Source organism: Paraburkholderia lebeckiae (assembly GCF_050436325.1).
GTDB lineage: Bacteria > Pseudomonadota > Gammaproteobacteria > Burkholderiales > Burkholderiaceae > Paraburkholderia > Paraburkholderia tuberum.
This window is the reverse complement of sequence record NZ_JBNDLZ010000002.1, coordinates 1,819,237-1,832,479: the sequence shown is the minus strand read 5'-3', so window position 1 is coordinate 1,832,479 and position 13,243 is coordinate 1,819,237. Positions and strand designations below refer to the sequence as shown.

7 protein-coding genes, 1 tRNA gene, 2 rRNA genes and 1 pseudogene are annotated in these 13,243 nt (G+C 62.9%); 6 read left to right on the top strand and 5 right to left on the bottom strand.

Going from position 1 to position 13,243, the window contains the following annotated elements; all coding sequences use genetic code 11:
• The first annotated feature begins 309 nt into the window (after positions 1-309).
• Positions 310-3,191 (top strand): 23S ribosomal RNA (locus OKW44_RS11610).
• 226 nt (positions 3,192-3,417) lie between these two features.
• Positions 3,418-3,532, top strand: a 5S ribosomal RNA gene (rrf, locus tag OKW44_RS11605).
• A 178-nt stretch (positions 3,533-3,710) separates the two neighbouring features.
• Here the strand turns inward: rrf and OKW44_RS11600 are convergent.
• Positions 3,711-4,172: a hypothetical protein gene (locus tag OKW44_RS11600; RefSeq protein ID WP_018424235.1), complete on the bottom strand. Its 462-nt coding sequence runs from the start codon at positions 4,170-4,172 to the stop codon at positions 3,711-3,713.
• Positions 4,173-4,566: 394 nt separating this feature from the next.
• Here OKW44_RS11600 and OKW44_RS11595 point away from each other — a divergent pair, with 394 nt between their 5' ends.
• The 4 genes and pseudogenes from OKW44_RS11595 (at position 4,567) to dhaL (ending at position 9,476) form a co-directional block, all read left to right on the top strand.
• A complete protein-coding gene (locus OKW44_RS11595) occupies positions 4,567-5,853 on the top strand; it encodes an allantoate amidohydrolase (protein WP_018424236.1) in 1,287 nt (428 codons plus the stop codon).
• Positions 5,850-7,340: a M81 family metallopeptidase gene (locus OKW44_RS11590; protein ID WP_018424237.1), complete on the top strand. Its 1,491-nt coding sequence runs from the start codon at positions 5,850-5,852 to the stop codon at positions 7,338-7,340. Before OKW44_RS11595 ends, OKW44_RS11590 begins: the two co-directional genes overlap by 4 nt.
• A gap of 78 nt (positions 7,341-7,418) precedes the next feature.
• Positions 7,419-7,495, top strand: a tRNA-Val gene (locus OKW44_RS11585).
• 278 nt (positions 7,496-7,773) lie between these two features.
• A pseudogene (dhaL, locus tag OKW44_RS11580) lies at positions 7,774-9,476 on the top strand (dihydroxyacetone kinase subunit DhaL).
• A gap of 76 nt (positions 9,477-9,552) precedes the next feature.
• Here the strand turns inward: dhaL and OKW44_RS11575 are convergent.
• From OKW44_RS11575 to selD, 4 genes are all read right to left on the bottom strand, one after another.
• Positions 9,553-9,687 carry a hypothetical protein gene (locus OKW44_RS11575; protein WP_018424239.1) on the bottom strand — a complete coding sequence of 45 codons (135 nt, stop codon included), beginning with the start codon at positions 9,685-9,687 and terminating at the stop codon, positions 9,553-9,555.
• A gap of 36 nt (positions 9,688-9,723) precedes the next feature.
• The gene (locus OKW44_RS11570; protein WP_018424240.1) at positions 9,724-10,779 is read right to left on the bottom strand and encodes a permease; all 1,056 of its coding nucleotides are present in this window, start codon (positions 10,777-10,779) and stop codon (positions 9,724-9,726) included.
• A gap of 25 nt (positions 10,780-10,804) precedes the next feature.
• Positions 10,805-11,872, bottom strand: a complete 1,068-nt coding sequence (gene mnmH / locus OKW44_RS11565) for a tRNA 2-selenouridine(34) synthase MnmH (protein ID WP_018424241.1) — start codon at positions 11,870-11,872, stop codon at positions 10,805-10,807.
• A gap of 114 nt (positions 11,873-11,986) precedes the next feature.
• A complete protein-coding gene (selD, locus tag OKW44_RS11560) occupies positions 11,987-13,045 on the bottom strand; it encodes a selenide, water dikinase SelD (protein ID WP_018424242.1) in 1,059 nt (352 codons plus the stop codon).
• Between the last annotated feature and the right edge of the window lie 198 nt (positions 13,046-13,243).

The following is a 13,243-nucleotide window of genomic DNA, read 5'->3' as shown; positions in this document are numbered from 1 at the left end:
TTGCGCATTGGCGATTGAGCCAGTCAGGGCGGTATGAGGCAGAGGCTTCATACCGGCTGTCGTTCTTTAACAATCAGGAAGAAGTAGTAAAGAGATTCACGAAAGCATGCCTGGAGATGGGTGTGTGAGTAGGTGAATCAGGGTTGTGATTGTATCGATGTATTTTAAAGGTGATCGAGAGATCGCTTTGGAATACGGCGCAACACGAATACTCAACCTGTAGCGAGTGCGTCTGTCCCCTCCGGGGATGGGACCCACGTAAGCGCTCAAGCGCTCACGTGGGTCGACCCAGAGACACACCCGTTATAGGGTCAAGCGAACAAGTGCATGTGGTGGATGCCTTGGCGATCACAGGCGATGAAGGACGCGGTAGCCTGCGAAAAGCTCCGGGGAGCTGGCAAACGAGCATTGATCCGGAGATGTCCGAATGGGGAAACCCACTCCTAATGGAGTATCCGCAGCTGAATCCATAGGCTGCGTGAAGCGAACGCGGTGAACTGAAACATCTAAGTAACCGCAGGAAAAGAAATCAACCGAGATTCCCAAAGTAGTGGCGAGCGAAATGGGATCAGCCTGTACTCTTTATTCTCATTGTTAGTCGAACGCTCTGGAAAGTGCGGCCATAGCAGGTGATAGCCCTGTAGACGAAAACAGCGGGAAAGAACTGGGTGTACGAGAAGTAGGGCGGGACACGTGAAATCCTGTCTGAAGATGGGGGGACCATCCTCCAAGGCTAAATACTCGTGATCGACCGATAGTGAACCAGTACCGTGAGGGAAAGGCGAAAAGAACCCCGGGAGGGGAGTGAAACAGATCCTGAAACCGCATGCATACAAACAGTCGGAGCCTCTGCGAAGGGGTGACGGCGTACCTTTTGTATAATGGGTCAGCGACTTACATTCAGTGGCGAGCTTAACCGATTAGGGCAGGCGTAGCGAAAGCGAGTCCGAACAGGGCGTCCAGTCGCTGGGTGTAGACCCGAAACCAGGTGATCTATCCATGGCCAGGTTGAAGGCACGGTAACACGTGCTGGAGGACCGAACCCACTAACGTTGAAAAGTTAGGGGATGAGCTGTGGATAGGGGTGAAAGGCTAAACAAACCTGGAAATAGCTGGTTCTCTCCGAAAACTATTTAGGTAGTGCCTCGTGTATCACCTTCGGGGGTAGAGCACTGTCATGGTTGTGGGGTCCATTGCGGATTACTACGCCATAGCAAACTCCGAATACCGAAGAGTGCAATCACGGGAGACAGACATCGGGTGCTAACGTCCGGTGTCAAGAGGGAAACAACCCAGACCGCCAGCTAAGGTCCCCAAATATGGCTAAGTGGGAAACGAAGTGGGAAGGCTAAAACAGTCAGGAGGTTGGCTTAGAAGCAGCCACCCTTTAAAGAAAGCGTAATAGCTCACTGATCGAGTCGTCCTGCGCGGAAGATGTAACGGGGCTAAGCCATATACCGAAGCTGCGGATGCACAGTAATGTGCATGGTAGGAGAGCGTTCCGTAAGCCTGCGAAGGTGCACTGGAAAGTGTGCTGGAGGTATCGGAAGTGCGAATGCTGACATGAGTAGCGATAAAGGGGGTGAAAGGCCCCCTCGCCGTAAGCCCAAGGTTTCCTACGCAACGTTCATCGGCGTAGGGTGAGTCGGCCCCTAAGGCGAGGCAGAAATGCGTAGCTGATGGGAAGCAGATTAATATTTCTGCACCATTGTGAAATGCGATGGGGGGACGGATCGCGGAAGGTTGTCCGGGTGTTGGAAGTCCCGGTCCTTGCATTGGAGAAGGCGCTTTGGCAAATCCGGGCGCGTAATTCAAGGGTGCGAGGCGAGCCACTTCGGTGGCGAAGCAACTGGAAGGGGTTCCAGGAAAAGCCTCTAAGCTTCAGTTTCACAGTGACCGTACCGCAAACCGACACAGGTGGGCGAGATGAGTATTCTAAGGCGCTTGAGAGAACTCGGGAGAAGGAACTCGGCAAATTGGTACCGTAACTTCGGGATAAGGTACGCCCTGGTAGCCTGACTGGCCTGCGCCAGAAGGGTGAAGGGGTTGCAATAAACTGGTGGCTGCGACTGTTTAATAAAAACACAGCACTCTGCAAACACGAAAGTGGACGTATAGGGTGTGACGCCTGCCCGGTGCCGGAAGATTAAATGATGGGGTGCAAGCTCCTGATTGAAGTCCCGGTAAACGGCGGCCGTAACTATAACGGTCCTAAGGTAGCGAAATTCCTTGTCGGGTAAGTTCCGACCTGCACGAATGGCGTAACGATGGCCACACTGTCTCCTCCCGAGACTCAGCGAAGTTGAAGTGTTTGTGATGATGCAATCTCCCCGCGGCTAGACGGAAAGACCCCATGAACCTTTACTGTAGCTTTGCATTGGACTTTGAACCGGTCTGTGTAGGATAGGTGGGAGGCTATGAAGCGTGGACGCCAGTCTGCGTGGAGCCGTCCTTGAAATACCACCCTGATCTGTTTGAGGTTCTAACCTTGGCCCGTGATCCGGGTCGGGGACCGTGCATGGTAGGCAGTTTGACTGGGGCGGTCTCCTCCCAAAGTGTAACGGAGGAGTACGAAGGTACGCTAGGTACGGTCGGAAATCGTGCTGATAGTGCAATGGCATAAGCGTGCTTGACTGTGAGACTGACAAGTCGAACAGGTGCGAAAGCAGGTCATAGTGATCCGGTGGTTCTGTATGGAAGGGCCATCGCTCAACGGATAAAAGGTACTCTGGGGATAACAGGCTGATACCGCCCAAGAGTTCATATCGACGGCGGTGTTTGGCACCTCGATGTCGGCTCATCTCATCCTGGGGCTGTAGCCGGTCCCAAGGGTATGGCTGTTCGCCATTTAAAGAGGTACGTGAGCTGGGTTTAAAACGTCGTGAGACAGTTTGGTCCCTATCTGCCGTGGGCGCTGGATATTTGAAGGGGGCTGCTCCTAGTACGAGAGGACCGGAGTGGACGAACCTCTGGTGTACCGGTTGTCACGCCAGTGGCATCGCCGGGTAGCTATGTTCGGAAGAGATAACCGCTGAAAGCATCTAAGCGGGAAACTCGCCTTAAGATGAGATATCCCCGGGGCTTCGAGCCCCTTGAAGGGTCGTTCAAGACCAGGACGTTGATAGGTCAGGTGTGCACGTACAGTAATGTACTGAGCTAACTGATACTAATTGCCCGTAAGGCTTGATCCTATAACAGGTGTGTCTCGACCCGCGTTAGTGCTTCAGCACTTGCGCGGGTCCGATCCCCGAAGGGGATTGGTGTGAACTCCCGCGGGAGCTAACAGAAACGCACGGTTGGGATTCAGTGTTGTGCCAGAAACAACACAACCCCCCACACGAATCCTTTACGCTTCTTCCCGATTGGCTGTGGCGCAACCGGTTGACTCCAACCCCTGCGACGCAGCAACCCGTCATGCCTGATGACCATAGCGAGTCGGTCCCACCCCTTTCCCATCCCGAACAGGACCGTGAAACGACTCCACGCCGATGATAGTGCGGATTGCCCGTGTGAAAGTAGGTAATCGTCAGGCTCCCCCCACGTCAGAAACCCCACCCGCCGCGGTGGGGTTTTTGCGTTTACGCGGCCGTCTTTGCGCGCCTCACTACTTTCCGATCCGCAACGCATCCGCGTAACCCGTCGACTTCCGACACGGTCGTCTAAAATCCGTGTCCTTCTGGCTCAGCCGGTCAGCACCTCCTCCAAGCACACTAAGCCCGCTTACGCGCCGGCGCTCGATCGGATCCCCCTGCGATAAAGCGGTCGAGTCTTTCGCTGGCCTCCGTAATCGCCCAAAGCGGAGCGCGATGCAGCTGCCGATCGTAGCTCGTTGCGATCGATGCAAAGAGCGCGAATCCCGCTTCGTCCAGCTTCCATTCGTTGCGTTCCCGACCTGCGTCGAACACCATCGCCGAGGCGCGGTCCGCAGCATGGAGCTCTTCGTGGCTCATCGAGCCAAAGCCGGCATCAGCGAGGTAGCTGGTCAACAGCATGATCTGCGTGACCGTCTGCGCATCGCTCTTCGTACCGAAGCCGCGGCGCAGTGCGTCGAGCGACAGATGAACTCGCAACGCGAGATCGTCGGCGATCTGGCGCGCGATGGGCAACAGCATGGCTTTGGCATGCCGCGCGCGGGCGGCGCCAGTGTTGCGGAAAGGAATTGGTTGTGCCATGAAGATCCGAGGGGTTTGCCTGAGCACCTGCAATAACGGCGCGCTTCGCAAAAGGTTGAGCCTTCATTGCGTTTTAGCCGCTTCCTTCGACGAAAACGTTTGCTGGCGGCCACTTGCGCGCAGATTGCCGGCACGTCGCGGCGTCCGTCGTCGAGCGAATTGCAACCTATATCGCCCGCGAAGCGCCGTGCACTCCCCACGAATCTAGCGGCTTTGCTTCCTATGCTTGCCCACGGAAAGGCGTCGCCGCATTGCCACCTCGCGCGCGTCCGGCCATCTGCCTCGGCGAAACCTCTCTATCATGACGATTGGAGCAACGCCGGCCAGCAAGCCGGAACGGAGCAAGTCCCGCCGGCAAGCGCCATCCAGCTGTCTTCGACCCGAGGATGCATCGATGCAGACTCATTCATCCAACGTTGTCTCGACGCCCGCCGATTTGCGGATCGACGGCGCGCGGCTGTGGGACAGTCACATGCAGCTCGCGCGGATCGGCGCGACCGACAAACGCGGTGTCTGCCGTCTAGCACTGACCGAACTCGTCCGTGAGGCACGCGATCAGTTCATCGCGTGGACGAAGGAGATCGGCCGCACGGTGCCGGTCGACGCGATCGGCAATATTTTCGCGGGGAGGACGGGGCTGCATGACGATCTGCCGCACAAAATGACGGGCAGCCATCTCGACACGCAGCCGACCGGCGGCAAATTCGACGGCAATTATGGTGTAGTGGCAGGGCTGGAGGTGCCGCGCCTGCTGGCCGAGGCCAACGTGCAGACCATCGCGCCGCTCGAGGTTGCCATGTGGACCAACGAGGAGGGCTCGCGATTCTTGCCGGTGATGATGGGCTCCGGCGTGTTCGCCGGCGCATTCACGCTCGAGCACGCGCTAGCGGCGATCGGCTATGCCGGCGAGCATCGCAAGTCGCACGCTGTCGGCGCATATTTCGAGGTGCATATCGAACAGGGGGCCATGCTCGAAGCGCACGACAAGGTCATCGGCGTCGTGCAGGGCGCGCTCGGGCTACGCTGGTACGACCTGACCGTGCACGGCATGGAAGCGCACACGGGGCCGATGGCGCTGCGCGGCGACGCGCTGCTCGTCGCCGCGGATCCGATCCATGCGTTGAACCGTATCGCGCTCGATCACGCGCCGCATGGCCGTAGCGCGGTCGGCTGGCTCGACGTGCATCCAGACTCGCGCAACGTCATTGCGGGCCGCGTGAAATTCAGCGTCGACCTGCGCGCAGCCGATGACGCATCGCTCACTGTCATGGACCTCGCATGGCGTGCAGCGTGCGCGCAGGCGGGTAACAATGGGGGCAACGCCGCCACCAACGCCACCGCCAACAGCGCGAGCAGCAGCTTGGACGCCCCCATCACCATCGACATCGAGCAGGTCGTCTACTTCCCGTCGCAGCCATTCGCCGCGCAATGGGTCGCCGAGGTCAGGCAGAGCGCGGAGCGGCTCGGTGTATCGTCGATGAACGCGATCAGCGGCGCGGGCCAGGACGCCGCCTATCTCGCGCGCGTCGCACCCAGCGCGATGATCTTCGTTCCCTGCAAGGACGGCATTAGCCACAACGAAATCGAGGACGCGCGCGCCGATCATCTGGAAGCCGGCTGCAATGTGCTGCTGCAGGTGATGCCGAGCGCGGCGTCGAGAACGGGGAGCATGCGCGCATGAAGATCCTGATCGCACGAATGAACCACGAGACCAACACGTTCTCGCCAGTAGAGACCCCGCTGGCCGCATTCGGCCGCAACGGTCCGAGCTACGGCCGCGCCGCATTCGACGAAAACAAGGGCATGCAAACCGCGATGGCCGCGTTCATCGACGCCGCCGAGCGCGTGCATGCCGAAATCGTGACGCCGATCTCCGCCATGGCGAATCCGAGCGGACCGGTCGACGCCGCCGCCTACGATGCGATCTGCGACGCGATCGTGGCAGCCGCGACGGGCTGCGACGCGGTGATGCTCGATCTGCACGGCGCGATGGTCGCCGAGAACTCGACCGACGGTGAAGGCGATCTGCTCGGGCGCGTGCGTGCGTCGCTGCCGCACGCGCCGATCGCGGTCGCGCTCGATCTGCATGGCAACGTCACGCAAAAAATGATCGACAACGCCGACGTCATCGTCAGCTTCAAGACCTATCCGCACGTCGATATGTACGAGACCGGCGCACATGCGGCGCGCTTGCTGTTCGACATGATCGAGGGCCACGCGAAGCCGGTGATCGCGTGGCGTCAGCCGCCGCTGCTCACGCACACGCTGCGCAGCGCGAGCGTTGACGGCGCGATGAAACGCGCGCTCGATGCCGCGCGCGCCGCCGAGGCCGACGGCATGCTCGCGGTGTCGGTGCTGGCGGGCTTCTCGCTCGCCGATATCGAAGCGCCATGCATTAGCGTCGTCGTCGTGGGCAATGGCGAGCGCGCGGATGCGGAGGCGGTCGCCGAGCGCATCGCGCGGCAGATCTGGGACGAGCGCAACGATTTCGTCTATCTCAGCGCGCCACTTGCCGAATCGGTCGCGCGGGCGGCATCGCTGGCACGCGCCGCCGATAAACCGGTGCTGATGCTCGATCACGGCGACAACTGCATGTCGGGCGGCACGTGCGACACGATGGATTTGCTCGAGGAGGCGTTGAGGCAGGGCCTCGAAGGCATCGTCAGCGGGCCGTTGTGCGATCCGCAGGCGGTCGCGGCCCTGGCGGCCTCGGGTGTCGGTAGCACGGTCACGCTCGCGATCGGCAACAAGCTCACAAACGATGCATTGCCCTCGCGTTCGCCGCTTGCCCTGACCGGCGTCGTGCGCGCGCTGACCGACGGCGAATACGTGATCAGCGGCCCGACCTACACCGGCCAGCGCGCGTACATGGGGCGCGCGGCAGTGCTCGACACCGGCACGGTGAAACTCGTCGTGACCGAACGAACGCATGAGCCGTGGGATCTCGGCGTGTTCGAGAGCGTCGGCATCGATCCGCGCCGCGCGCGTTTTCTGCTGCTCAAATCACGCATGTATTGCCGGCCGGTTTTCGTGCCGATCGCGGAGGCACTCGTCGAATGCGATAGCCGCGGCGTCACGAGTTCGGACTATGGTCTGTTCAGCTTCGAGCACGTGAAGCGGCCGGTTTATCCATTGGACCCTCACACCGAATGGACCGCGACGAACTGATCAACATGCATGCGTTTCGATAGATCGCGGCAAGGGCTTGTGCAGTCCGCATGGAGTCTCTATAATTCGCGCCTCTAAAGGCTCGTAGCTCAGTTGGTTAGAGCACCACCTTGACATGGTGGGGGTCGTTGGTTCGAATCCAATCGAGCCTACCAACGCATCTGTGACGTAGACGAAAGCGGTTCCGCTTTCGTCTACGGTCCTGTCAAATCGATCCAGTCGTTCCCTCAGTTTCGCCGTTCGGCATCACGTCCCCTTCGTTTTCGTTGTCCGCTCGTGGCTCGTGCACATTCATGCGCGCTCTCTCGCTGTTGCGTCGTCGTTCGACAATGCGCGGTACAGTTAGACCTTCCGCTTTCGCCGCCGACCCGACTGCCGTTCCGATCGCATCTTCGATCATGCGATGCCGGCAGCATCCAACGGAGCTGACGCAATGAAGAAGCTCATCAACGATGTGTCCACCGTGGTCCCCGATATGCTCGACGGGCTCATCGCGCTCAATCCCCAGCTCTCTCTGTTGCAAGCGGCACAATCGTCTTGCGCGCCGATGCCCAGGCCGTGGCCGCGCGCGGCGAGGTCGCGCTGATCTCGGGCGGCGGCTCGGGCCACGAGCCCGCGCACGGCGGCTATGTGGGCCACGGCATGCTGAGCGCGGCGGTGGCCGGCGAGGTCTTCACCTCGCCCTCCACCGACGCCGTGCTCGACGCGATACGCGCGGTGGCCGGCCCCGCGGGCGCGTTGCTGATCGTCAAGAACTATACGGGCGATCGCTTCAACTTCGGCCTCGCGGCCGAAATCGCGCGCGCCGAGGGCATCCTCGTTGAGATGATGATCGTCGCCGACGACGTCGCGCTGAGCGCGAGCGGCGATCACGCGGGCCGTCGCGGACTCGCGGGCACAGTGTTGGTTCACAAGATCGCGGGTGCGGCGGCCGCGTGCGGTTTGCCGTTGGCCGAGGTCGCGCGGCTCGCTCGGGAAGCGGCCGCGTCGCTCGGCACGATGGGCGTCGCGCTGACGCCGTGCACGGTGCCGGCCGCGGGCAAGCCGGGCTTCGCGCTGGGCGATGGCGAAATCGAATGGGGCCTCGGCATTCATGGCGAACCCGGCGTGGCCCGCGGCGCGCTGGAGCCGGCCGACGCGATCGTCGGCAAGCTGCTTGCAAAGATCGTCGACGTTCTCGCGTTGCAGGCGGGCGAGCGCGTCGCGCTGCTCGTCAACAATCTGGGTGGCACGCCGCCGAGCGAACTCAACGTGGTGGCTGGTGCCGCGCTGCGCGAGCTTGCCGGGCGCGGCATCGAAGTCGCGCGCGCGTGGGCCGGCACGTTCCTGAGCGCGCTCGAAATGGCCGGCGTCTCGCTGACGCTGCTGCGTATCGATGACGAACGGCTGAGCCTGCTCGACGCCGCCTCACAGACGAGCGCATGGCCTGCGTTGAGCGGCCGCGTCGCGCAGGTCGCGGTGCGTGCGGCGCCACCCGCGCCGCAAAGCGCGAGCGGCGCGACGCTCGCGCGTGACGCGACGCTGCGGCGCGCGATCGAAGCGGTCTGCGAGTGCCTGCTGGCAGCCGAGCCGACATTGACCGAAATGGACCAGCGCGTCGGCGACGGCGACCTCGGCATCAGCCTCGCGCGCGGCGCACGCGCGGTGCAGCTCGAGCTCGATTCCTATGCGTCCGCAACCACCCCGGGCGCGGTATTGCGCGGCATGTCGGCGACGCTGCGGCGCGTGGTGGGCGGCACGTCGGGTCCGCTATACGCGGTGATGCTGCTGCGCGCGGCGGCCGCGCTCGAACAGTCGGGCGGGACCACCGCACGGCAATGGGCGACGGCGTTCAGCGCCGGTGTCGATGGGTTGATGGAACTGGGGGGCGCGAGGCCGGGCGACCGGACGATGGTCGATGCGCTGAGGCCCGCAGCCGACGCGTTGCACGACGCACTCGCTCGGGGAGCGTCGACGGATGCCGCATTGCAAGCCGCCGTCGCTGCGGCAAGCGATGGCACGTCTCGTACCGCATCGATGCATCCGCGGCGCGGACGTTCGAGCTATGTCGGCGAGCGCGCGCTCGGTCATGCGGACCCGGGCGCGCACGCGGTCGCGTTGTGGCTCGCGGCGATTCGCGACGCGCTTCCCGGTTAGGCGCAGGCGGACGCGAACGTTACGGCGAACGCAAGGGACGAGCGCACTTTCACAGCAGGGAAAAACTACGCCGCCGTCACGGCCGCAGCAGATCGAACCCCGCGAACGCCACGACGCCGCTCAGCGCGATCAGCGCCACCGAGTGCTGTCCAACGTACAGCAGCCCGGCAGCGGACCAACACGTGACAGCGAATGCGGCAATACGTTTCATGCTTCCTTCTTCTACGACTCGAACTCAAAAACCGACTCAGAAGCCCAGCGTAACGGCCAGCAATCCACTGACGACACCGCACACCGCCACTGCACAGGCCACCACCGTCAGCACGCGCCGCGGAAACGACCGCGCGAGCATCGCGAGCGACGGCACGCTGACGAGCGGCAGCGTCATCAGCAGCGCACCGGCGGGGCCGGCAGCCATGCCGAACGACAGCATAGCCTGAATGATCGGCACTTCACCCGCGGTCGGAATCACGAACAGCGTGCCGGCGATCGACAGCGCGATGATCCACAGCAGGCTGTTGTCGACGTCCGGGCCGATGTGCGGAAACAGCCACGCGCGCGCCGCGCCGAGAATCAGCACGAGCGCGATGTATTCCGGCACGAGCCGCAGCGTCATGCGCCCCAGAATCGTGATCCAGCGCGAGAACGCGGTGCCTGGATCGTCGGCGCTGACCAGTTGCGCGACGGCCTCTCGCGACGCTTGCGCTTCCTGCGGCGTGACCATGCGGTTCACGACGTAGCCAAGGCCGAACACCATCACGATGCCGAGCGCGAGGCGCAGGCCCATCCACTGCCAGCCGAGCACGAAGCCCATGAAGATCAGCGTAGCGGGATTCAGTGCGGTATTACCGAGCCAAAAAGCAATCGCCGCGCCCGGCGCCGCTTCACGCGCGCGCAGGCCCGCGACGACCGGCGCCGCGCAGCAGGTGCACATCATGCCCGGCAATGACATCAGGCCGCCTTTGACGACGCTGTTGAAGTCGGCACGGCCGAGCGCGCGCGCGACCCATTGCGGCGGAATCAGCGCCTGTACCGCGGAGCCGAGCAGCAGGCCGAGCACCATCGCCTGCCAGATTGCCTTGCCGTAAGCGAGCGCGAAGTCGATCGCGGCCTGCCATGAGGCCGCTGGCGCGCTCGCGGACGTGCCCATCAGGATCGACTTGCCGATCGAATGCTGGCTCGCGGCGACGAACGCGCGGTTGTAGTACGGAAACCACTTCACATAGAAGAGGCCGACGACGGCGATCAGCAGGAACACGATCCAGCCAAGCGTGACGCGGGGTTGCCGAAGGGTTGATTGCATGATGGTTGTTGAATGTCGTTGTGGATCAACCGACGACTAGCGTGCGGGTATCGAGCTGCGCGAGCAGCATTTTCGCCTGCTCGACGATGTCGGCGTCGTTCGGTCGGAAATCGAGTTGCAGCGCGTCCGGCAACTGCTCGAAATGCTGGCCGCTGCTGCGCGCGTATGCGGGATCGTAGTGCCGTTCGATCAGTTCGCGCGCGAGCTCGGCGCGCCGGTTCTCGTCGACGAGCCGCAGCCAGCCCGTGACCCGCTCGCGGCTGTGCAGACCGATCAACCGTTCCAACTGTCCCTTGAAGTAATCGGGATGCTCGAACAGATGCGCGTAATCCTGCAACAGGAACGCCGCGCGGTCCTCGCTGCTCGAGCGCACCTCGACGCACGCGCCGCGATGAAACGTTTCGAGCAGCGCAAGCGGCAGCGTGACGGAGCCGATGCGCCGGCTTTCCGCCTCGACGAACACCGGCCGGTTCACGTCGAAGTCGCGCAGCTCGGTGACGAGCAGCGTGTCGAAACGCCTTTGCGACGGCTGCGCCACGCCCGTGTACGCGCCGAGCAGCGAGCCGCGATGCGAGGCGAGCGCCTCGAGGTCGAGCGTCTGCGCGCCGGCCTCGTGCAGCGCCGACAGCAGCCGCGTCTTGCCGCTGCCGGTCGGGCCCACGAGCGTGATATAGCTGAAACGGCGCGGCAGGGTTTCGAGCCTCTCCAGCGTGGCGCGCCGGTAGCTCTTGTAGCCGCCGTCGAGTTGCCGCGCCGACCAGCCGATCATGTTGAACAGCGTCGTGACCGAGCCCGAACGCTTGCCGCCGCGCCAGCAGTAGATCAGCGGGCGCCAGTTGCGCGGCCGGTCGGCGAACGTGGTTTCCAGATGATGCGCGATGTTGCGCGCAACTAACGCCGCGCCGAGCCGCGTGCCCTCGAACGGCGACACCTGCTTGTAGGTCGTGCCGACCAGCACGCGTTCCTCGTTGCTCAGCACTGGCGCGTTGGTCGCGCCCGGAATATGGTCTTCGTCGAACTCGAGCGGAGTGCGAACGTCGACGATTTCATCGAAATCGCCGGCTTTGTCGAGGCTGACTAGAAGACTTTTCAAGGGAGTAGGGACAAAACGGACCGCGGGAAGACCGAAATTATCGCATGGGCGGCCCGTTCGGGTCGGTTATGCGTCCTTCCCGGGGGCTCCAGTGACGTCCTTCAGCCGCCTACCTCAGATGACTTCGACCCGCGCTTCCCCGCTCACCAGCTCGCCGATCACCCGTGCGTCGGCAAAGCCATCGGCGCGGAACAGCGCGAGCACTTCGTCGACCGCTTCGGGCGCGCACGACACCAGCAGCCCGCCCGACGTCTGCGGATCGGTCAACAACGCGCGGGCGGCGGACGGCAAGGTGGCGGGCAGCACCACGTCGTGACCGTAGGCATCCCAGTTGCGGCCCGATGCGCCGGTGAAAATGCCTGCTTGCGCGAGGCTCGCGACGTTCGGCAGCCACGGCAGGTCCGAGTAGCGCACGCGCGCGGTCAGCTTCGAGCCGCGCGCGAGTTCCAGCGTGTGGCCGAGCAGGCCGAAGCCGGTGATGTCGGTCAGCGCATGCACGCCGTCGAGCCGCGCCAGCTCGGCGCCCGGCCGGTTCAGCTTGGTGGTCGCGCCGATCATTGCCGCGTAGCCGGCCTCGTCGAGCCGGTCTTTCTTCAGTGCCGCGGACAGAATCCCGACGCCGAGTGGCTTGCCGAGGATCAGTACGTCTCCGGCCTGGCCGCCCGCGTTGCGCTTGACGCGCTTCGGATCGACGATGCCCAGCGCGACGAGGCCGTAAATCGGCTCGACCGAATCGATCGAATGGCCGCCCGCGACCGGGATGCCTGCTTCCGCGCAGACCGATTCGCCGCCTTTCAGCACGGCCGCGATCACGTCGTGCGGCAGCACGTTGATCGGCATGCCGACGATCGCGAGCGCCATGATCGGCTTGCCGCCCATCGCGTAGACGTCGGAGATCGCGTTGGTCGCGGCGATGCGGCCGAAGTCGAATGGATCGTCGACGATCGGCATGAAGAAATCGGTGGTCGCGACGATCGCCTGGTCTTCGTTGAGCTTGTAGACGGCGGCGTCGTCGGCGGTGTCGTTGCCGACCAGCAGGTCGGGGAAGAATGGCAGCGGCGCGCTGCGCTTCAGCAGATCGGCGAGCAGGCCGGGCGCGATCTTGCAGCCGCAGCCGCCGCCGTGCGACAGGCTGGTCAGGCGGGGCGACTGGCTTGCTTGGACTTGGGTCATGGGGGGCGAGAGTTGGGGTTCGTCGAATGACCGCATTATGAGGGTTGTTTTCACACTGTGCAGCGTCGGCACGGCCGCAAACCGGCTCTATGCCGAACCCGTTTCGAACCCGTTTAGCCTAGCGATAAACGGCCGCGTAAAAAATACTAATGCCGAAGGCAATGCAAACGGCATGTACGCGCGCTGAAACGAATTCTT

What these genes read in the sequence shown, in the direction of transcription:
- OKW44_RS11600 (WP_018424235.1), bottom strand. Translation starts at nt 4,172, where the DNA reads ATGGCACAACCAATTCCTTTCCGCAACACTGGCGCCGCCCGCGCGCGG.
- OKW44_RS11595 (WP_018424236.1), top strand. Translation starts at nt 4,567, where the DNA reads ATGCAGACTCATTCATCCAACGTTGTCTCGACGCCCGCCGATTTGCGG.
- OKW44_RS11590 (WP_018424237.1), top strand. Translation starts at nt 5,850, where the DNA reads ATGAAGATCCTGATCGCACGAATGAACCACGAGACCAACACGTTCTCG.
- OKW44_RS11575 (WP_018424239.1), bottom strand. Translation starts at nt 9,687, where the DNA reads ATGAAACGTATTGCCGCATTCGCTGTCACGTGTTGGTCCGCTGCCGGG.
- OKW44_RS11570 (WP_018424240.1), bottom strand. Translation starts at nt 10,779, where the DNA reads ATGCAATCAACCCTTCGGCAACCCCGCGTCACGCTTGGCTGGATCGTG.
- selD (WP_018424242.1), bottom strand. Translation starts at nt 13,045, where the DNA reads ATGACCCAAGTCCAAGCAAGCCAGTCGCCCCGCCTGACCAGCCTGTCG.